Genomic DNA, 18903 nt, shown 5'->3' on the forward strand with positions numbered 1-18903 from the left:
AAGTAACAATCCTAATGATTAGGATAAATGACTATTTTAGTAAATCAAACTGTTGGCGAATATAGAATTGTTCATAATTCACCTATAATAGAAGTGAAACTATGTAGAGCATATTTATGTTTATAACAACTACACGCCCACAAGATAATTTAATTAATCAACTTCTGCCTATTCTGGAACAGGCGAGTCAGATTTTACTAGAAGAATATCAAAATTATTCTGCGGGTCATGAGTTTACTATTCATGAAAAGCAAGATGATTCACCTGTAACCCAAGCAGATCTAAAGGTAAATAGATTTTTATTAAAGCATCTTGCAGAGATTACTCCAGAGTTGCCTGTATTGTCTGAAGAAAGTGATTATAGTGCCCGTCATGACTGGTCTACTTGTTGGATGTTAGATCCGCTTGATGGTACGAAAGAGTTTATACATGAACGTGATGAATTTACGATCAATCTAAGCTTGATCAACGGCAAAGAAACAGTTTTCTCAGTTATTGCCGTGCCATGTGAACAAGTTGTGTACTTAGGATATCTGCAAGATTTACCTTTTAAATATAGCTTTAGCCAACAACAATGGTATCAATATCAGATTAGTTCAACTTCGCTAGATGCACCTATACAAATAGGCCTTAGTCACGGTAGTAAAAATCCAAAATATCAAAAATTTATTCAACCTATTGAAAAAGAACATCGTATTATTCGACGAGAAGCTGGGAGTGCCTATAAGTTTTGCATGATGTTAGAAGGTGAAATTGATATTTACCCACGCTTTCATCCTACTTCTGAATGGGATACCAGTTCTGGTCAAGGTCTCTTAGAAAGTATAGGCGGTGGTTTACTTACTCTTGATGGAAAACCTTTTGAATATAACCAAAGAAGCACGGTTTTAAATAAGGGCTTTATCGCTTTTCGTGATCAGGAAAGCAAAAAAATAGCATTTGAAGCATTAGCCCAATCAGGTGTTATAGATTGAGAGTTATGCCAGACATGTTATAGTGGCAAAGTATTGAAAAAAGATGACAAGATAAAGATGGCACTCGATTTATTGCCTAAAAGTATGTTTGAAGCAATTGATTTATTGCCCGATGCTTCAACTCCTGTAACCTTATTTACGCGCCATTCTTTAAGAGAACTTGTAGATGGGCAGGGCTTGGCTGGTTATGATCTCCAACTTACTCCTCAAGGACGTGAGCTTGCGCAGGCATGGGGTAATTACTTAATAAAAAATACAGATCGTGTTATTCAGCATTGTATTTCAAGTCCAATACAACGCTGTGTCGATACGGCGGCACTCATGATTGAAGGGGCTGACGATGTAAGTCCTCAATCAAATACTCATACGATTGAAATTATTGAGCAAGGGCTACTTGTTGAACCGGGTAGCTTTGTGTTGGATATACAACAAGCTGCTCCTTATTTTAAAAAGCAGGGTGCTTTAGGTTTTATTAATAGTTTTGTAAATAATGCATTACCTGGTATGAAACATCCCATTACGGGTGTTTTAGATGTACTAGAGCTTATTTACCGGACTCATCCAAAAACTAAAGGCGGTCTTAGTTTAGCCGTGAGTCATGACACGATTATTGCAGCAATTGTTGCTGTAATTTCTGGCGAGAATAAAATTAAGAAAGAAGACTGGCCGGAAATGATGGAAGGATTATTTGTCTGGTTTGAAGGTGAAGAGTTTCCAAATTGTAAATTAAAGTGGATTTGGAGAGGAAAGGCCTATGAGCTGAATGTAGCTAAATTTCATAAAGTGCTATAAGCTCAAAACAATAGATAATAAAAAAAGCCCTATTGGGCTTTTTTTACATGTTCAAATTAGTTAGCTAGCGCTTTAACTTGAGCATTTAAACGGCTCTTATGACGAGCAGCTTTATTTTTGTGGATGATGCCTTTATCAGCCATGCGGTCGATTACAGGAACAGCTTTTTTGTAAGCTTCTGTAGCAACAGCATAATCACCACCAGCGATTGCACTTAAAGTACGTTTGATGTAGGTACGAACCATAGAACGCAAGCTTGCGTTGTGTTTACGCGCTGTAACGTTTTGACGCGCACGTTTTTTAGCTTGAGCAGAGTTTGCCACTCTTGCACTCCTTGAAAATAAGTTGGTCTGGGCGGGCTGTGGTCAATTCAGTAAACTGGTGTAACCATCACCAGCCCGTAAACAAGTGCCATATTGTGATGAATCAACACCGTGAAGTCAAGCCTTGCGAGCATTTTAAGCGGTTTTAGGGGCTGCTAAAACGGTAAGAAAAGGTTAAATTTGATACAAACTTAAAGAGGGTTGGATAAAAAATGACTATAAGTACTAAAAAAGCAATTGTGATAGGTGCTACGGGACTTGTGGGTTTAGCGCTTGTCGAACAGCTTGAGCAAACACCAGAATTTGAAGCGATTACTGTTGTGGTAAGAAAAGAATCACAACTACTTAATACATATAAAAAAGTTACTCAACTCGTTATAGAGGATTTTTTATTACTCAATGATGAAGATGTGAATGGCCATACCCATGCATTTAGCTGTCTTGGAACAACATTAAAATTGGCAGGCTCAAAACAGGCTTTTTACGCTGTGGATTATGAAATCAATGCTCATTTAGCAGATTTAGTACAAGATAAACATATTCATCTATTGCTAGTGAGTGCCCTTGGAGCAAATGCAAATTCTCCAATTTTCTATAATAAAGTAAAAGGACAGTTAGAAGATTATATTGAGAGTTTAGAACTCGAAAAACTATCAATTTTTAGACCGTCTTTACTGATTGGTAAACGCAGCGATGTACGGTTTATTGAAGACTTGGGACAAAGTCTATTTAAACTTATCGAGAATAAATTTCAAAAGCAATTCAAATATAAGCCAGTAACTGCGGAGCAATTGGCTCATACGATGGTCGTAGCGGCGCTAACGCAAATTGAAGCCTTTAAACGATATGATAATCTGAGCATACAACAAACTCGATAAGGGAGTATTAAAGTGTCAACAGTACCATTTGTAACATGTGATTTATTAGATGATAACCCTGAAAAAGACTTACAGGTTGTAATCCCATCAATGGATGGCAAGTTCTTTCAAAGTTATGGAGCACGTAAAACTTTTGGGGGGCAGGTTGTAACAGTAAAGTGCTTTGAAGATAACTCACGTGTAAAAGAGTTATTGGCAACAGATGGTACAGGTAAAGTATTAGTTGTTGATGGTGGTGCATCTATGCGCTGTGCACTTATGGGTGATTTGATTGCTGAGTCAGCAGTTAAAAACAACTGGAATGGTGTAGTGATTTACGGTTGTGTACGAGATGTTGATGCAATTGCGACCTTAGATTTGGGAGTACATGCATTGGCTGCAATTCCGCAAAAAAGTAATCGTAAGGGCATTGGTGAGGTAGATATTAATTTGTATTTTGGTGGAGTCACAATTCAATCTGGTGATTTTATCTATGCTGATAATAATGGGATTGTGATAGCAAAAGAAAAATTAGTCTAATTCTCTAATATAAAGGAAGGCACGATGGTGATTCATCAAATTAAAGTACTTCAAGCAGTTGTATCTGCAATTGCTGAAGGTGGTAGAGGTGTTTCAGGAACAGCATTTCCACAACAGCCTGTAAAGGCTTTGAAACTATATGAATTTGAAGGTTCACCATTTTGTCGTCGCGTTCGTGAAGTGATTACACTTTTGAATCTGGATGTTGAAATTTATCCATGTCCTAAAGGCGGAACAAAGTATCGTTCAGTGGTAAAAGAAAAAGGCGGCAAATTACAGTTTCCTTTTTTAATTGATGAAAATACTGGCGATCAGCTATATGAATCACAGGATATTATCCATCATTTATTTAAACATTATGGTAAGACAGGGAAAACACCGCAGAAATTTTCGAGTTACCCAAACATGCCTTATGTTGCAGTTGCAGGAACTATATTAAATGGAGCTCGTGGAATATGGATAAATAAAAAAATTGTTAATAGAGCTGCGCCTGAGCAAAGACTTGAGTTATGGAGTTTTGAAGCAAGTCCGTATTCACGAATTGTAAGAAGTCTACTCTCTGAACTTGAGCTTCCATATGTTTTGCATAATGTGGCAAAAGAGAGATGGCAAGATATGGGACCTGCTATTCTTCGCTTAAAACCAGGGAAATATATACCTTTAGAAGGTGGAAAAAGGGAAAAGCTATTGCCGATTATGCAGGATAAAATGCAGGTGCCTTATTTGGTAGATCCAAATACGGGAGTTAAGATGTTTGAGTCTGCTCAAATCGTAAAGTATTTGAAAAAGCAATATGGACGTTGATTGAGGTTAATTTGAGTAAGAGTTTAAGGCGTTTTAATTAAACTCTTATTAACATCAGATTTCTTAACAGGTTGTATGAAAAAAATATGAGTATGCTAAATTAATAAACTTAAATACCTAAAAAGGCATATTTTATGGAATGTATGAGAATTCAACCTGTAACGAGTGCTCCTGGTGAAAATGCATTATTTATTGTATTGGGACTAGCTCAAGGTGATTCTGTAATAGAAAAAGTAAAAGATTTTGCTGCTAATTTTTCAGCACTAACCAGAAGTCTAACTAACCGTTATCCAGATAGTAAATTTAATGCTACTTTAGGTTTTAGCTCCAATGCATGGGATATATTGTTTCCAGAGCAATCCAAGCCTCAAGAGTTACAACCATTTCAAGAAATTAGAGGTCCGAAATACACGGCTGTCTCAACTCCAGGTGATTTATTTTTCCATATACGTGCTGATCGTCAGACTTTATGTTACGAGCTGGGCAATATAATTAATCAACAGCTTGGTAAAGTAACGTATCCAATTGATGAGGTTCATGGTTTTCGTTATTTTGACGGTCGTGCAATTATTGGCTTTGTGGATGGAACAGAGAATCCTGAACCTGTTATTGCAGCACAGTGGGCATTAGTAGGCGATGAAGACCCTGACTTTATCGGGGGAAGTTATGCTTTTATCCAAAAATATACACATGATATGGACAAATGGCGTTCATTAACTGACGAAGAGCAAGAAAAAGTGATCGGCCGAAAAAAGTTCAATGATGTTGAGCTCGGCGATGATGAAAAACCTTTAACGGCTCATAATGTCGTTAGTAAAGCTCATGATGCAGAAGGTAATGAACTTAAAATTATGCGAGCTAATATGCCTTTTTCAAATCCGTCTAGAAATGAATATGGCACATTCTTTATTGGCTACTCGCGTAAATTTAGTACAACCCGACAAATGCTTGAGAACATGTTTTTAGGCAATGAGCATGGTAACCTAGATCGGTTACTTGACTTTAGTACTGCTCAAACAGGTACTTTATTTTTTGTACCGACTGTAGATTTTCTTGATGATTTAGGCGATGAATAGTCGTTAGTTTAGAAGACTTAAATGATGGGAGTGACTAGATTACTTCCATTGTTTAAATTGAAATAAATATGATGTGATGAAATGTTTAAAAAGATAACGCAGCTTTTTCAAGGCTCAAAAGAAACACCAGAACAACTTTACTTGCAAGAGAATCAATTAAAATTTGACTCTGAACGTGGGCCTATCATTAATGATGTAGTGATTAATCAAAAGTGGTCAGAGCATCTTGAATATTTTTCAAACCGTAAATTACAGAATTTTGATAATCTTCAAAAGTTATTTCAAATTACGCCACAAATTAATGAAAAGATTGATCTAGAAATCGCAACACAGCGTTATGTTGCAAGATTGGAAAATAATCAAGAAAAGCTACTTCAACTCAAAGCGATTATACAAATTTTAAATCAATATTATGTTTTGTTTTTGCGTGATAAATAATCATAGTTGATTGATTAAAAAATATAAAAAGTAGGGCCAACTAGTAGTTTGATTTTCAAAAAAATAACTCATTTCACTAAAAACATCATGCTACTATTGAGCTCATATCTTCTTAGCTGATAAAAGCCATATACATGTTTCAACAAGAAATCTCTCAATTGAATTTACAACAGCTCAAAGCCGGTGAAAAGCGTTGGGTAGGGTCGTTATTAGGTTCGTCTGCTGCATTATTATTCAAAGAAATTGCCGTTCAGCATTCATCTTTGCTCGTTGTAGTAGCTCAAAATAACCAACATGTTGCTCAGTTAGAAAGTGAACTTGAATTTTATGGCATAAAACCGACAATTTTCCCTGATTGGGAGATTTTGCCGTATGACCGCTTGTCACCTCATCAAGATATTGTTTCAGAGCGACTCGCGATTTTATCCAATATGCCACAAAAAGGTGTATTGCTCATTTCAGCAAGCACTTTAGCTCAAAGAGTTGCACCATATTCTTGGGTTTTAGGTGAGCATTTTGATATTCGTGTGGGGCAAAAATTTGATTTAGAACAACAGAAGCTACGTTTAGTACAAGCTGGGTATCATTTAGTAGATACAGTTTACGACCATGGTGAGTTTGCTGTACGTGGCAGCATTATGGATATTTTTGCATCTGGTCAGGATGCACCTATCCGTATTGACCTATTTGATGATGAAATTGATACTTTAAAATTCTTTGATCCAGAAACACAAAGAACCACCACAACTTTAAAAAGTTTTACAGTTCTTCCCGCGAAAGAGTTCCCATTAAAAGAAGCTCGTTCCATTTTCAGAGATCGTTATTCTGAACTTTTTCCGACCGCAAATCCTAAGAAAAACCCAATTTACCAAGATGTTCTTGATGGAATCGCATCTCCGGGAATTGAGTTTTATTTACCGTTATTTTTTGATAAAACTTACATGCAATCTCAAAGTACACTTACAACGTACTTTCCAAAGAATTGCATTGTAATTACAAATAATGATATAGATACTGATTTAACCAGTTTTTGGAAAGAAGTTTTCCGTCGCTATGAAGATAGACGCCATAACGCAGACCAACCAATTCTTCCTCCTGATGAGTTATTTATTGCACCCAATAACTTGCTAAGTGCTTTAAATCAGTTCCCACGTATGCTTGTAAGCGCTGAAGCAGTTGAAGAAAAAGCTGGGGCTCTAAATCTTAAGGTTGAGCAACCACCTAAGTTGCCAGTTGATCCGAAAAAAGAAAAACCATTTGCTGTAGTTAAAAAATATATTGATGAAGCAAATCATTCTGTTTTATTGGTTGCAGAAAGTGCTGGTCGACGTGAAAGTTTAAGAGATGGCTTGCGTGCTAGTCTGGGAGATATTCCTAGCGTAGATAGTTTTGAGCAATTCCAGAAAAGTCAGTTTGCGATTGCTATTACGAATGCACCATTAGACCGTGGTTTGCTTTTAACCGATCAATTGTCTGTTATTTCAGAAAATCAGTTGTATGAGCATCGCGTAGTTCAACGTCGTCGTAAACGTCAGCAAGAAGTTTCAGAAGAATTCCTAATTCGTAGTTTGACCGAATTAAGCATAGGTGCTCCTGTTGTTCATATCGATCATGGTGTCGGGCGTTATGCTGGATTAATTACTTTGGCAATTGAAGGGCAAGATTATGAATTCTTGCAACTAGACTATGCTGAAGAGGCAAAAGTTTACGTGCCTGTGACTAACTTGCATCTCATTAGCCGCTATAGTGGCGGAGATCCAGATTTAGCACCATTACATAAAATTGGAACTGACGCCTGGAGTAAGGCTAAACGTAAAGCTTTAGAACAAATTCATGATGTTGCAGCAGAGTTGCTACATATACAAGCACGTCGTCAGTCAAAACCTGGCTTTGGTTTTGAAGTCGATCAGTCACTTTATATGCAATTTGCGAGTGGATTTGCGTATGAAGAAACACTTGATCAAGCCAATGCTATTGAAGCGACACTTTATGATATGCAACAAGCTAAACCGATGGATCGACTTGTTTGTGGGGACGTTGGTTTTGGTAAAACAGAAGTTGCAATGCGAGCAGCATTTGTTGCGGTGCAAAATGGCAAACAGGTCGCTGTTTTAGTACCGACGACATTGCTTGCTCAACAGCATTATGAGTCTTTTAAAGACCGCTTTGCTGACTGGCCTGTTCGTATTGAAGTATTATCACGCTTTGGTTCAAATAAAACGCATACGAAAAATATTGAAGATCTTGCTGAAGGTAAAGTCGATATTGTGGTGGGCACCCATAAACTTTTACAAGAAAATGTGCAGTTTAAAGATCTAGGCTTAATGGTGGTCGACGAAGAACACCGTTTTGGTGTGCGTGATAAAGAGCGTATTAAAGCATTACGTGCAGATGTAGATATGTTAACGCTTACAGCTACACCAATTCCTCGTACGCTTAATATGGCTTTTTCGGGAATGCGTGATTTATCTATCATTGCTACACCACCAGCCCGTCGTTTAGCTGTTAAAACCTTTGTACAAGAACATACTGAAGCGTCTATTAAAGAAGCGATCTTGCGTGAGTTACTGCGTGGTGGACAAGTATATTTCTTGCACAATGAAGTTGATACGATTGAGAGAGCAGCTGAAAATATTCGTGTGCTTGTCCCTGAAGCTCGTGTAGCTGTTGCACACGGACAAATGAGGGAAAGAGAACTTGAGCAAGTCATGCAACAGTTCTACCACAAAGAATACAATGTATTGGTATGTTCAACCATTATTGAAACTGGAATTGATGTTCCAAATGCCAACACTATTTTAATAGAAAGGGCTGACAAACTTGGTTTAGCTCAATTACACCAATTACGTGGCCGTGTAGGACGTTCACACCACCAAGCTTATGCCTACTTATTGGTTCCTTCCATAAAGCATTTAAAAGGTGATGCTGAAAAACGTCTAGATGCAATTCAACGTGCTTCAACTTTAGGTGCTGGTTTCATGCTGGCTACAGAAGATTTAGAAATTCGAGGTGCCGGTGAGCTTTTAGGTGAACAGCAAAGTGGTTCAATGCAGGCAATTGGATATAGCCTATATATGGAAATGCTTGAAAAAGCTACTAAAGCGATTCAGCAAGGGAAAACGCCGAATTTTGATGCACCTTTATCATTAACAGCAGAAATTAATTTACACATACCTGCTCTTATTCCAGATGAGTATCTAGGTGACGTGCATCAGCGTTTATTATTCTATAAGCGTATTAGTAATACAGATACCCAAGAAAAGCTCGACAACATCCGTATGGAGCTTATTGACCGTTTTGGGGTTCCACCGCAATCAGTTAAACACTTATTTAGTGTTCATCAAATTCGACTGAAAGCTGAACAGTTAGGGATTACTAAAATCGATATTAATACTCAAGGCGGCAATATTGAATTCTCGCCTGATACACCTGTTCAGGCCATCAGTATTATTCAACTCATGCAAAAGCATCCCACCTATTATCGTATGGAAGGTGGTCAACGTTTAAAAGTTATGGTTCAGCTTGAAGAACAGGAAAAACGAATCCAATTTATTAATGATTTGTTAGCGAAATTATTGAATGAATTACATGCTTAAATAGTGTTTTAAAGTGATTTCAACTCAACAAGAATCTTTTGTATGTTGATAATAGAATTTTATGCGCGATTTCTTGGTCTATTCGGGGAATAAGTGCATAAAATCATTGTTATTTGTAATCAAACCAGACACTAGCAATACTCACATCAAAACTGATGTGATAGTATTAGCCATTATTGTTTATTGTCATTTATAAAAGATATGTTTAGTTTGCATCCACAACTTGCTCAAGATACTTTTTTTGTAGGCGATTTTCCGCTTTCAACATGTCGTTTAATGAATGATATGCAATTCCCTTGGCTGATTTTAATCCCTCGGGTGCCGGGAATCACAGAATTATATGAGTTGAGCCAAGCTGACCAAGAACAGTTTTTACGTGAATCGAGTTGGTTATCTAGCCAGCTATCTCGTGTATTCCGTGCTGATAAAATGAATGTTGCAGCTTTGGGGAATATGGTGCCTCAATTGCATTTTCATCATGTTGTACGTTATCAGAATGATGTTGCATGGCCTAAACCAGTTTGGGGTACACCTGCGGTTCCTTATACAAATGATGTGTTGGCTCATATGCGTCAAACTCTTATGCTTGCGTTACGTGGTCAAGGTGATATGCCATTTGATTGGCGCATGGACTAAATCAATGCAATGCCACATTTATATGAATGTGGCTACATTGAGGTGTGGAGGATAGGGTGCAATTAGAGAGGTTTATCGATAGAGAGCCTAAGCAGTTTGCATATTTTCATCGTTTGATGGGATATTCAATTCTGTCATTAATTTTAGTGATCTATGCTTTTACCTCACCTAATACAAATTATCAGATCTATGTTCCACCTTTTTTCCTATTTCTGCTTTTTATTAGTTCGAAGTTAGAACATTGGCTTCAGTACCAATTCGATAAAAAAACTCAAAAAAGTGTTTTCTTTGCAATCGATGCAATTGTTGTAGCAGTTACCTTAGCAGGTCTGCATCTTAATTTGGTGCCTACATTTATTGCAATTTTTGCATTATTTTATTCAGCAATTAATAGTCGTATTTCTTTCGCAGTCATTTGTTTGACCAGTTTGTTAGGCGCGATTATTTTTTATTTAAGTACTTTCTTTTTATTTGGTTTTTATACATATTTTGAGCCTACTAGCCAAGAGTTGACTGTAATTACACTTCTTGGCTTGGTTATGTTTATTACCATCGGAAACTACTACCAGCATCGTTGGGTTAAAAAAATCAGTCAGCAGCGTCAACATTACTATGATCAAATGACCCGCTATATTGCTTTTGCTAATCAATTAAGTCGTTATGCGCCATTACAGTTATGGCAATCTATCATGCGCGGTGAGGCTGAAGCAAAGATTGAATATAAGCGTAAAAAAATGACGGTGTTTTTTTCTGATATTCAGGGTTTTACAGAGTTATCAGAAACTTTAATTCCAGATGATTTAGCATTTTTGCTTAATGACTATTTAAGTCATATGACAGAAATTGCTAAACAGTATGAGGCTACTGTCGATAAATTTATGGGGGATGCCATTCTCATATTTTTTGGTGATCCGAATTCACAAGGTGTGGAGCAAGATGCCAAAGCCTGTGTAGAAATGGCAATCGCTATGCGTCAGCAAATGAAATTGTTGCGCGAGCGCTGGAAAAAAATGGGTTACTCAGCATTGCATATCCGAATGGGCATTAGTACTGGTTATTGCCACGTAGGAAATTATGGGGCAACACATCGTATGGCTTATACGATTGTAGGTCGTGATGTGAATTTAGCGGCTCGTCTGCAATATGCTGCTGAAATAGATGAAATCTTAATTTCAGATGATACTTATCAATTAATCAAAAGTGATTTCCTATGCGCACCTAAAACACCGATTTATCTAAAAGGTATTCAAGGTGCGGTAAAGACATGGCAAGTGATGGAGAAATATACAGGCAATAAATCGGATCATCAGCAATGGTTCGATTATGAGTATAAAGGCTTTCACTTGGTACTTAATTTAGAAGAAGTACAAAACTATGAATATCCTGAATTAGTAGAAGTGCTTGAGAAAATGATTCAACGAATTAAAGTTCAACAAACTTTAGTGAATACTCAAGGTATAGCGCAGTTAAGACTTGAAGATGAAGTTAAAACTTTAGAAATAGACCAACAAGATCAAGTTTAGAGTCTATAAAATATAAAAAAAGCTGCTTTTAAAGCAGCTTTTTTTATTAACACGATTAATGATTTTCTGAAGCGTGGTTGATTGTATATTTAGGGATCTCAATTTCTAAATCTTCATCAACAATTTTTACTTGGCATGAGAGGCGAGAATCTGGTTCAAGACCCCAAGCGCGATCTAAAAGATCTGCTTCAACATCATCCATTTCTTCTAGGCTATCAAAACCTTTACGAACTACTACGTGACAGGTAGTGCAAGCACATGACATGTCACATGCGTGTTCGATTTTAATTCCTCGATCAAGCAAACTTTGGCAAAGATTTGCATTTTGTTCAATTTCAAATTCTGCACCTTCAGGACAAAATTGAGCGTGAGGAAGTACTTTAATGCGGGGCATATTGATCACCTATACCTTTAGTTTGAATTTGACCAATCTTCAAGTTTTGTACCTTTTAAGGCGTGGTCAATATGTCGATTCATACGTAGTGCAGCAAAAGCATCACTATGTACTTTAAGTTGTTCTACAGATTTTTCAATCGCTTGAATATCATTGCCATCAAGTTGTACTTTAAGCATATTTTCAGCGGTTTTAAGTGCTTCGAGCTGCTCAGCATTGAGTAAATCAGCATCAACTTTCAAAGCTTGTTCTAATGCTTCAAGCTCACGTTGAGCTTCAACCTTGGTTTCTTTTAAATGACGCAGATTTTTGTCTTCTTCTGCATGTTGGAAACCTTCAATTAACAAGCGTTCAGTGTCAGACTCTGATAAACCATAAGATGGTTTAATATCAATTTGAGCTTGTACACCTGAAGTTGTTTCACGAGCTGAAACAGTAAGCAAGCCGTCTGCATCTACCTGAAAGGTAACTTCAATACGTGCTTGACCAGCAGTCATTGGGGGAATGCCATGAAGAACGAATCTTCCTAACGATCGACAGTGTTCGACTAAATCTCTTTCACCTTGAACTACATGAATCAGCATGGCAGTCTGGCCATCTTGATAAGTAGTAAACTCTTGGCGGCGAGCAACCGGAATAGCTGTATTACGAGAAATAAGACGCTCTACTAATCCACCCATGGTTTCTAAGCCAAGAGAAAGAGGAGTAACATCTAAAAGTAGTGAGCCGTCTTGGCTGTTTCCAATTAATTGATTGGCTGTAATAGAAGCACCAATCGCTACTACTTCATCAGGATTAATTGTGCAAAGTGGTTCTTGGTTAAATACATTGCGAACTGCTTGCTGAACAGCATATGAACGGGTAGAACCACCTACTAAAACAACATTTTGAATATCTGATAACTCAAGTTTTGCATCACGTAAAACGCGTTTGCAAACACTGATTGTTTTATCTAAAGCAACTTGAATAATGCTCTCAAAGGTTGAGCGATCAAGTGTTAGTACATTTTCAAGTAGTTTTAACTGAACGGATTCTTGTGTAGAGATTTGTTCTTTTGCTTGGCGAGCAGCAACAATAAATACTGCATAGTTTTCATCACTTAGCGTATCAATATTTAATTGTTTTTTAGCCCACTTAACAATGAGACGATCTAAATCATCACCGCCTAAAGCAGTATGACCACCTGTAGCTAATACTTCAAAGACACCTTGTGAAAAACGTAGGATTGATACGTCGAAAGTACCACCACCTAGGTCATAAATCACATAGTTATGATCTGTAGCTAAATTCGTTTCTTGATCTAAACCATAAGCCACAGCAGCAGCAGTTGGCTCATTTAAAAGACGTAGTACATTCAACCCAGCCAGCTGTGCAGCATCGCGTGTTGCTTGACGTTGTGCTTCATCAAAATAAGCTGGAACAGTAATTACGGCTCCATTTACTGGGTTTTGTAAACTAGATTCAGCACGTTCTTTTAGTTGTTTTAAAATTTCAGCTGAAATTTCAACAGGCGTTTTACGACCAGAACGTGTCTCGAAAGCTGGCATCTCATTTTCAGAACCCACTAATTCATATGGGTGTTGAAATTTGATATCTGCTTTTGAGCGTCCCATAAAACGCTTTACAGAAACAATTGTATTTTTTGGATCAGCAATAATGAAAGGTTTTGCTTCTTCACCATAATGAGTGACATCATTTCCATAATGCACAATAGAAGGAAGAAGTCGTCTTTCTTTTTCGTCGTTAAGGACTTTTGGTTTGCCTGATAACACTGTCGCAACTAAAGAATGTGTTGTTCCTAGGTCGATACCAATCGCAATGCGGTGTTCATGTGGGGCACTGGATTGACCCGGTTCAGCAATTTGCAAAAGTGCCATGAGTTAAATCCTTTGAATATAAATTGGAAAAAGCAAATTAAAAATCATCGTCTAAATCAAAGTTGTCTTCATCATCCAACAGTTGATCTTCTGCTTTTTCAATATCGTTAAGAACGCGCTGAAAGAAACGTAATTTACGTACAGTATCTCGAGCTTCGCCCCAATCTTCATCTGAGTAGTCAATTTTAAATTCGCGAACTAAGCCTTCAATCCACTGAAAAACTTCTTGCTTAAGAGTACTCAAATGCTCTTGTGAAGTTGCTTCATCAAGTTGCTCACGAAGCTCTAGAGCTGATTGTAGGAACTCAAAATCACTAATGGATTGATCAAGGTGATGATCTTGCTTTTTTAACGCTAATAGATAAGCAGCGCGGCTATCTACTTGCGAAAGTACTTTAAAAGCTTGATTGATTTCACTTGATTTGATCAATGCCTGATCTTTATCTTCTGCTTTATCTGGGTGATATTGCTGTTGCAAACTTAAGAAACTAGATTTTAAGCTCGCTAAATCGATATCGAGTTCTACGGGTAAATTGAACAACTCAAAATGATTCATTAGAAAGGAGGTCCACGTTAATTAAATACATTAAAACAGTGCTATAAAAAGTCACTGTTTTAATGAAAAGGATGGAAGGAGAAGAGGGAGTTATACAGTGAAAGACTCACCGCAACCACATTCACCTTTTTTATTGGGATTGTTAAATTCGAACCCTTCGTTAAGGCCATTCTTTACGTAGTCCATTTCTAGGCCTTCTAAATAGACAAGACTTTTTGGATCTACAAAAACCTTAACGCCAAATTGTTCGAAAACTTGGTCATGTTCATCGACAGAATCAACAAATTCGAGAACATAAGCCAACCCAGAACAACCAGAAGTTTTCACACCCACGCGAATGCCTTCACCCTTACCTCGATTTTTAAGGTAATTGCTAATATGAGTCGCAGCATTTTCAGTTAAATGAATCATGAAAACTCCAACGTTTACAATGGTAACAAATTAAGCTTTAGATTTTTTACTGCGGTAATCATCAATCGCAGCTTTAATTGCATCTTCAGCTAGTACAGAGCAGTGAACTTTTACTGGAGGAAGAGCAAGCTCAGTTGCGATATCAATATTTTTGATCGCTTGAGCTTCATCAAGAGTCTTACCTTTTAACCATTCAGTTACAAGTGAGCTTGATGCAATTGCAGAACCACACCCATAAGTTTTGAAGCGTGCTTCTTCAATCACACCACTATCATTTACCTGAATTTGTAAACGCATCACGTCGCCACATGCAGGTGCACCCACCATGCCTGTACCAACATTTTCAGAGTTTTTATCTAAAACACCAACATTACGTGGGTTTTCGTAATGATCAATTACCTTTTCGCTATAAGCCATTTCGCTTCTCCAAACCTCGGGGTCAGCCTAATATTAATATGAGGGTTAAAACACTAATTTCAATAATTAGTGTTCTGCCCATTCAACTGTAGAAAGATCGATACCTTCTTTGTACATATCCCAAAGCGGAGAAAGTTCACGTAATTTCTCAACAGCGGCTTTGGTAATTGTAAGCACGTGGTCAATGTCTTCTTCAGTTGTGTATTTACCAAAACTGAAGCGGATCGAGCTGTGCGCTAGCTCATCAGATAAACCTAATGCGCGAAGAACATATGAAGGCTCTAAAGTTGCAGAAGTACAAGCAGAACCACTTGATACAGCAGCATCTTTAAGTGCCATCATTAAAGATTCACCTTCAACAAAGTTGAAGCTAACGTTTAAATAGTTTGCAACGTTTTGAGTTGGGTGACCATTTAAGAACACTTGTTCAAGGTCTTGTAAACCGTTCCAAAGTTTGTCACGAAGTTTACGGAGACGCTCTTGTTCTGCATGCATTGTTTTGCCTGCAATTTCAAAAGCTTCACCCATACCAACGATTTGGTGAGTAGCCAAAGTACCAGAACGCATACCACGCTCATGACCACCACCATGAATTTGTGCTTTTAGACGAACACGCGGGCTACGACGTACATATAATGCGCCGATACCTTTTGGACCATAAATTTTATGAGCAGAGAAACTCATAAGGTCAATTTTCATCGTAGATAAGTCGATATCAACTTTACCAGCTGCTTGTGCTGCATCTACGTGGAAAAATGTTTTGTTGGCACGTGTTAATTCACCAATCGCCGCTACATCTGTGACTGTACCAATTTCATTGTTTACCATCATAAGAGAAACAAGAATAGTATCTGGGCGAAGGGCAGCCTTAACCATTTCAGGAGTGATTAAACCTGTTTGTGGTTCCGGCTCTAAATAAGTAATTTCAAAGCCTTGTTCTTCTAATTCACGACAAGGATCTAGAACAGCTTTGTGTTCAATTTTACTTGTAATGATATGTTTGCCTTTAGATGCATAGAATTGAGCTACACCTTTAAGGGCAAGGTTATCTGATTCAGTTGCACCAGAAGTCCAAACGATTTCACGTGGATCAGCTTTAATTAAATTTGCTACTTGCTCACGTGCATATTCAACTTTTTCTTCTGCCTGCCAGCCATAAGCGTGGGAACGAGACGCAGCATTACCAAAGGTACCGTCGAAAGTTAAACACTCCATCATACGTTCTGCAACTTGCGGATCTACTGGAGTGGTTGCTGCGTAATCAAGATAAATTGGACGTTTCATATCAAATACCTGTACCCGATAAAAGAGCTGAATCTGTGCCAGTCACATTTTGGCGTAATGCAACAGTTTGAACGTTGTCTCGGCTAATGAGGTCGGCAAGAGAGATTTTTGCTAAATAGTCGGCAATATGATGAGAGAGTTCTTGCCATAAATCATGAGTGAGACACATTGCACCATTTTGGCAGTTACCTTTATGGTCACAACGTGTTGCATCAACCGTTTCATTTACAGCTTCAATAATTTCTAACACAGTAATTTCATCAGCATTTCGAGCCAAATGGTAACCACCATTTGCACCACGAACACTAGAAACTAACCCATGACGCTTAAGTTTTGCGAATAACTGTTCTAAATAAGCAACTGAAATGGATTGGCGTGCGGCAATTTCGGCGAGCGTGATCGTTTGTTCAGTTGGCTGCAAAGCTAAATCAAGTAGAGCAGTCACTGCGTAGCGACCGCGAGTTGTAAGGCGCATGATTCGATACACATGTTAAGACTAGATAATAGGATTTTATGAATCCCGACTAAAATAGTCAAGTTTTTTTATTTTTAATTCAAGTGTAGGAACAAAATAGAAAAATAAATTAGGCAACCCACAAATTATATATGAAATAAACAATAAATATTAGGCTAATTATACCAAAGGAGAAGTTAATATTTCGTTGACGTCGTTGTAAGCGAGTAATTCGATTTTGATATTGTTTAATTTCCACGTGAAGGGAGTTGATCTCTGATCTTTGTTGATCAATTTTCTCAAGTAATGGAGCGATCCGTTTACGTGAAGCAAGGGTTTCAGCTTCATCATCTGAAGTGTTAAACCACTGTTTCCAGTCAACTAGCAATTTTGGAAGAGTTAAATGAGAAATTAAATCTAGAAGTTCCTTTTTCGTTTCCTCATCACCATCAATACGCATATTTTTAAGACTGCGTTGGTTAGAAAAACCAAAAATTTTAATTAAATCGATAAGCGTACTATTGATCTCAAGATCAATACGTCTATCAAAAGAATGAATATCGAATAACAAACCTTTTTCTGTAAATTGAACATAGAAGTCAAAGAAAGGTAAATAGCTATTAATACGAATCGTTGTTTTGTTCAAAATAAACTTTTTCGCTTGCAAGCGAAGGGCACCATCGTGGGTGAGAATAAATGAAAAAAAAGTTTCTAAAATAATTAGAACAATATTCAGCAACAGACGCGGATGTTTTTGTCTTTGTTGCGTTTCACTCATAAAAGTTTATCCTTAGAAATAGCAATTAACTGAAGAATGGGACATCCTATCCCAAACTTAACACAATGTCGTGTTAAATATATTTACATGACTTATTTGCTTTGTAGAACAGTTTTGTAAATGGATCAAGTCTTTACTTTGATATTATAGAAATATTTTGTGGTCAAATCAGTCATCATTTCTCTCATATGATTAGGAGTTTAGATTAATGGATAATGCAAATATAGATACCCAGATAGAAGAGTCGGAAGAAAAAAATAAATTAAAATCAAAAAGTTCAAGAAAATCAGCTTTAGATTTTAGGAAGTATACTAAGCAAATTTGGCTAGCAGGACTTGGTGCTTTTTCACGTGCGGAAGAAGAGGGAAATAAGCTCTTTGATTCTTTGGTTAAAGTGGGTGAGGAGCTAGAATCAAAAACTGGAGACTTGGCAGACAATACTGTTGGCAAGGTCACAGAAAAAGCAAAAGAATCTGTATCTGAAACAAAAGACAGAGTAGAAAAGATTCTTGATACGAGTGTTAATCACTCTTTAAACCGTATTGGGTTGGTGACGCCGAAGGATTTGCAACACATCGAACAGCTGCTTGTACAACTGCATATTAAGGTGGATGCTTTAATAGAAGAAAATCAACATTTGAAAGAAAAATTGAATAAAAAGTAAAAAAATGTTGGGATTTAGCAAATATATAACAGTTTTTTAGCATTTATTTTTGCTAAAAGCCCTGCTCTAGTATTGCGTTTTCCCCTAAAGCATTGCTATAAAGGCGTCATGGCCTTTTAAACTATAGCCTTGGACCTTAAACAAACGATATTAAGAGGATGTTTTATTCATGAATAAATCAGAATTAATCGATGCAATTGCTGAAAAAGGGGGAGTATCTAAGACTGATGCAGGCAAGGCACTCGATGCGACAATTGCGTCAATTACTGAAGCACTTAAAAAAGGTGACACAGTAACTTTAGTTGGTTTTGGTACTTTCAGTGTTAAAGAACGTGCTGCACGCACTGGTCGTAACCCTAAAACTGGTGAAGAGCTTCAAATTAAAGCAACAAAAGTACCTAGCTTTAAAGCTGGTAAAGGTCTTAAAGATTCAGTAGCTTAATCTTTTAAGATGAATAAACGCGCCAATATAGGCGCGTTTTTTATTAAATATCTGAATTGACCAATAT

21 protein-coding genes are annotated in these 18903 nt (G+C 37.3%); 12 read left to right on the forward strand and 9 right to left on the reverse strand.

Translation table 11 applies throughout. The annotated features are described in order from the left end of the window. The first annotated feature begins 116 nt into the window (after positions 1–116). Both RMA94_RS12830 and RMA94_RS12835 read left to right on the forward strand, forming a co-directional pair. Complete coding sequence (locus tag RMA94_RS12830; protein ID WP_262461147.1) at positions 117–974, forward strand: 3'(2'),5'-bisphosphate nucleotidase CysQ; 858 nt, start codon at positions 117–119, stop codon at positions 972–974. Positions 975–1031: 57 nt separating this feature from the next. Next, a complete protein-coding gene (locus RMA94_RS12835; protein WP_002117975.1) occupies positions 1032–1766 on the forward strand; it encodes a histidine phosphatase family protein in 735 nt (244 codons plus the stop codon). Positions 1767–1822: 56 nt separating this feature from the next. Here the strand turns inward: RMA94_RS12835 and rpsT are convergent, their stop codons facing one another. Further along, a complete protein-coding gene (gene rpsT, locus RMA94_RS12840) occupies positions 1823–2089 on the reverse strand; it encodes a 30S ribosomal protein S20 (protein WP_002117906.1) in 267 nt (88 codons plus the stop codon). Between the two features lie 212 nt (positions 2090–2301). Between rpsT and RMA94_RS12845 the strand changes: the two genes are divergently transcribed. The 8 genes from RMA94_RS12845 (at position 2302) to RMA94_RS12880 (ending at position 11559) form a co-directional block, all read left to right on the forward strand. Then, on the forward strand, positions 2302–2967 hold the full coding sequence (locus RMA94_RS12845; protein WP_311083250.1) for an NAD(P)H-binding protein: 666 nt from the start codon (positions 2302–2304) through the stop codon (positions 2965–2967). 12 nt (positions 2968–2979) lie between these two features. Next, the gene (rraA, locus tag RMA94_RS12850) at positions 2980–3486 is read left to right on the forward strand and encodes a ribonuclease E activity regulator RraA (RefSeq protein ID WP_060465720.1); all 507 of its coding nucleotides are present in this window, start codon (positions 2980–2982) and stop codon (positions 3484–3486) included. Positions 3487–3510: 24 nt separating this feature from the next. Beyond that, entirely contained in the window at positions 3511–4290 is a 780-nt protein-coding gene (locus tag RMA94_RS12855; RefSeq protein WP_311083252.1) for a glutathione S-transferase N-terminal domain-containing protein, read from the forward strand. A 143-nt stretch (positions 4291–4433) separates the two neighbouring features. Beyond that, positions 4434–5366, forward strand: coding sequence for a Dyp-type peroxidase (locus RMA94_RS12860; RefSeq protein WP_025470601.1), 933 nt, complete (start codon positions 4434–4436; stop codon positions 5364–5366). 81 nt (positions 5367–5447) lie between these two features. Continuing rightward, positions 5448–5804, forward strand: a complete 357-nt coding sequence (locus RMA94_RS12865) for a hypothetical protein (protein ID WP_005076223.1) — start codon at positions 5448–5450, stop codon at positions 5802–5804. Positions 5805–5938: 134 nt separating this feature from the next. After that, positions 5939–9400 carry a transcription-repair coupling factor gene (gene mfd / locus RMA94_RS12870; RefSeq protein ID WP_311083255.1) on the forward strand — a complete coding sequence of 1154 codons (3462 nt, stop codon included), beginning with the start codon at positions 5939–5941 and terminating at the stop codon, positions 9398–9400. Positions 9401–9601: 201 nt separating this feature from the next. Continuing rightward, positions 9602–10036 carry an HIT domain-containing protein gene (locus RMA94_RS12875; RefSeq protein WP_002117900.1) on the forward strand — a complete coding sequence of 145 codons (435 nt, stop codon included), beginning with the start codon at positions 9602–9604 and terminating at the stop codon, positions 10034–10036. 56 nt (positions 10037–10092) lie between these two features. Then, on the forward strand, positions 10093–11559 hold the full coding sequence (locus RMA94_RS12880) for an adenylate/guanylate cyclase domain-containing protein (protein WP_017403203.1): 1467 nt from the start codon (positions 10093–10095) through the stop codon (positions 11557–11559). Positions 11560–11614: 55 nt separating this feature from the next. On the opposite strand, the gene fdx is transcribed toward RMA94_RS12880, so the two are convergent. From fdx to RMA94_RS12920, 8 genes are all read right to left on the reverse strand, one after another. After that, complete coding sequence (gene fdx / locus RMA94_RS12885; RefSeq protein WP_311083257.1) at positions 11615–11953, reverse strand: ISC system 2Fe-2S type ferredoxin; 339 nt, start codon at positions 11951–11953, stop codon at positions 11615–11617. A gap of 17 nt (positions 11954–11970) precedes the next feature. Further along, positions 11971–13830 (reverse strand): Fe-S protein assembly chaperone HscA, encoded by a 1860-nt coding sequence (gene hscA / locus RMA94_RS12890; RefSeq protein WP_311083259.1) that lies wholly within the window; start codon positions 13828–13830, stop codon positions 11971–11973. A gap of 37 nt (positions 13831–13867) precedes the next feature. Next, the gene (gene hscB, locus RMA94_RS12895) at positions 13868–14386 is read right to left on the reverse strand and encodes a Fe-S protein assembly co-chaperone HscB (RefSeq protein ID WP_005076214.1); all 519 of its coding nucleotides are present in this window, start codon (positions 14384–14386) and stop codon (positions 13868–13870) included. 90 nt (positions 14387–14476) lie between these two features. Then, entirely contained in the window at positions 14477–14797 is a 321-nt protein-coding gene (iscA, locus tag RMA94_RS12900) for an iron-sulfur cluster assembly protein IscA (protein WP_002117986.1), read from the reverse strand. Between the two features lie 30 nt (positions 14798–14827). After that, on the reverse strand, positions 14828–15214 hold the full coding sequence (gene iscU, locus RMA94_RS12905; RefSeq protein ID WP_002117907.1) for a Fe-S cluster assembly scaffold IscU: 387 nt from the start codon (positions 15212–15214) through the stop codon (positions 14828–14830). Between the two features lie 66 nt (positions 15215–15280). After that, positions 15281–16498: an IscS subfamily cysteine desulfurase gene (locus tag RMA94_RS12910; RefSeq protein ID WP_311083261.1), complete on the reverse strand. Its 1218-nt coding sequence runs from the start codon at positions 16496–16498 to the stop codon at positions 15281–15283. Position 16499: 1 nt separating this feature from the next. Then, positions 16500–16973 (reverse strand): Rrf2 family transcriptional regulator, encoded by a 474-nt coding sequence (locus RMA94_RS12915; protein ID WP_002117915.1) that lies wholly within the window; start codon positions 16971–16973, stop codon positions 16500–16502. A gap of 109 nt (positions 16974–17082) precedes the next feature. Then, positions 17083–17730 (reverse strand): hypothetical protein, encoded by a 648-nt coding sequence (locus RMA94_RS12920; protein ID WP_005076210.1) that lies wholly within the window; start codon positions 17728–17730, stop codon positions 17083–17085. 208 nt (positions 17731–17938) lie between these two features. On the opposite strand from RMA94_RS12920, the gene RMA94_RS12925 reads away from it, so the two are divergent. After that, positions 17939–18394, forward strand: coding sequence for a phasin family protein (locus RMA94_RS12925; protein ID WP_311083264.1), 456 nt, complete (start codon positions 17939–17941; stop codon positions 18392–18394). A 169-nt stretch (positions 18395–18563) separates the two neighbouring features. After that, positions 18564–18836 carry an HU family DNA-binding protein gene (locus RMA94_RS12930; RefSeq protein ID WP_001043034.1) on the forward strand — a complete coding sequence of 91 codons (273 nt, stop codon included), beginning with the start codon at positions 18564–18566 and terminating at the stop codon, positions 18834–18836. The last annotated feature ends 67 nt before the right edge of the window (positions 18837–18903 follow it).

Source organism: Acinetobacter sp. V115_6 (assembly GCF_031799025.1).
Taxonomy (GTDB): Bacteria; Pseudomonadota; Gammaproteobacteria; order Pseudomonadales; family Moraxellaceae; genus Acinetobacter; species Acinetobacter pittii.

Coding starts and splice junctions, on each gene's coding strand:
- hscA (WP_311083259.1), bottom strand. CDS start 13,830: ATGGCACTTTTGCAAATTGCTGAACCGGGTCAATCCAGTGCCCCACAT.
- mfd (WP_311083255.1), top strand. CDS start 5,939: ATGTTTCAACAAGAAATCTCTCAATTGAATTTACAACAGCTCAAAGCC.
- RMA94_RS12855 (WP_311083252.1), top strand. CDS start 3,511: ATGGTGATTCATCAAATTAAAGTACTTCAAGCAGTTGTATCTGCAATT.
- RMA94_RS12860 (WP_025470601.1), top strand. CDS start 4,434: ATGAGAATTCAACCTGTAACGAGTGCTCCTGGTGAAAATGCATTATTT.
- RMA94_RS12910 (WP_311083261.1), bottom strand. CDS start 16,498: ATGAAACGTCCAATTTATCTTGATTACGCAGCAACCACTCCAGTAGAT.
- fdx (WP_311083257.1), bottom strand. CDS start 11,953: ATGCCCCGCATTAAAGTACTTCCTCACGCTCAATTTTGTCCTGAAGGT.
- hscB (WP_005076214.1), bottom strand. CDS start 14,386: ATGAATCATTTTGAGTTGTTCAATTTACCCGTAGAACTCGATATCGAT.
- RMA94_RS12930 (WP_001043034.1), top strand. CDS start 18,564: ATGAATAAATCAGAATTAATCGATGCAATTGCTGAAAAAGGGGGAGTA.
- RMA94_RS12845 (WP_311083250.1), top strand. CDS start 2,302: ATGACTATAAGTACTAAAAAAGCAATTGTGATAGGTGCTACGGGACTT.
- RMA94_RS12830 (WP_262461147.1), top strand. CDS start 117: ATGTTTATAACAACTACACGCCCACAAGATAATTTAATTAATCAACTT.
- RMA94_RS12915 (WP_002117915.1), bottom strand. CDS start 16,973: ATGCGCCTTACAACTCGCGGTCGCTACGCAGTGACTGCTCTACTTGAT.
- RMA94_RS12920 (WP_005076210.1), bottom strand. CDS start 17,730: ATGAGTGAAACGCAACAAAGACAAAAACATCCGCGTCTGTTGCTGAAT.
- RMA94_RS12925 (WP_311083264.1), top strand. CDS start 17,939: ATGGATAATGCAAATATAGATACCCAGATAGAAGAGTCGGAAGAAAAA.
- iscU (WP_002117907.1), bottom strand. CDS start 15,214: ATGGCTTATAGCGAAAAGGTAATTGATCATTACGAAAACCCACGTAAT.
- RMA94_RS12835 (WP_002117975.1), top strand. CDS start 1,032: ATGGCACTCGATTTATTGCCTAAAAGTATGTTTGAAGCAATTGATTTA.
- iscA (WP_002117986.1), bottom strand. CDS start 14,797: ATGATTCATTTAACTGAAAATGCTGCGACTCATATTAGCAATTACCTT.
- RMA94_RS12875 (WP_002117900.1), top strand. CDS start 9,602: ATGTTTAGTTTGCATCCACAACTTGCTCAAGATACTTTTTTTGTAGGC.
- RMA94_RS12865 (WP_005076223.1), top strand. CDS start 5,448: ATGTTTAAAAAGATAACGCAGCTTTTTCAAGGCTCAAAAGAAACACCA.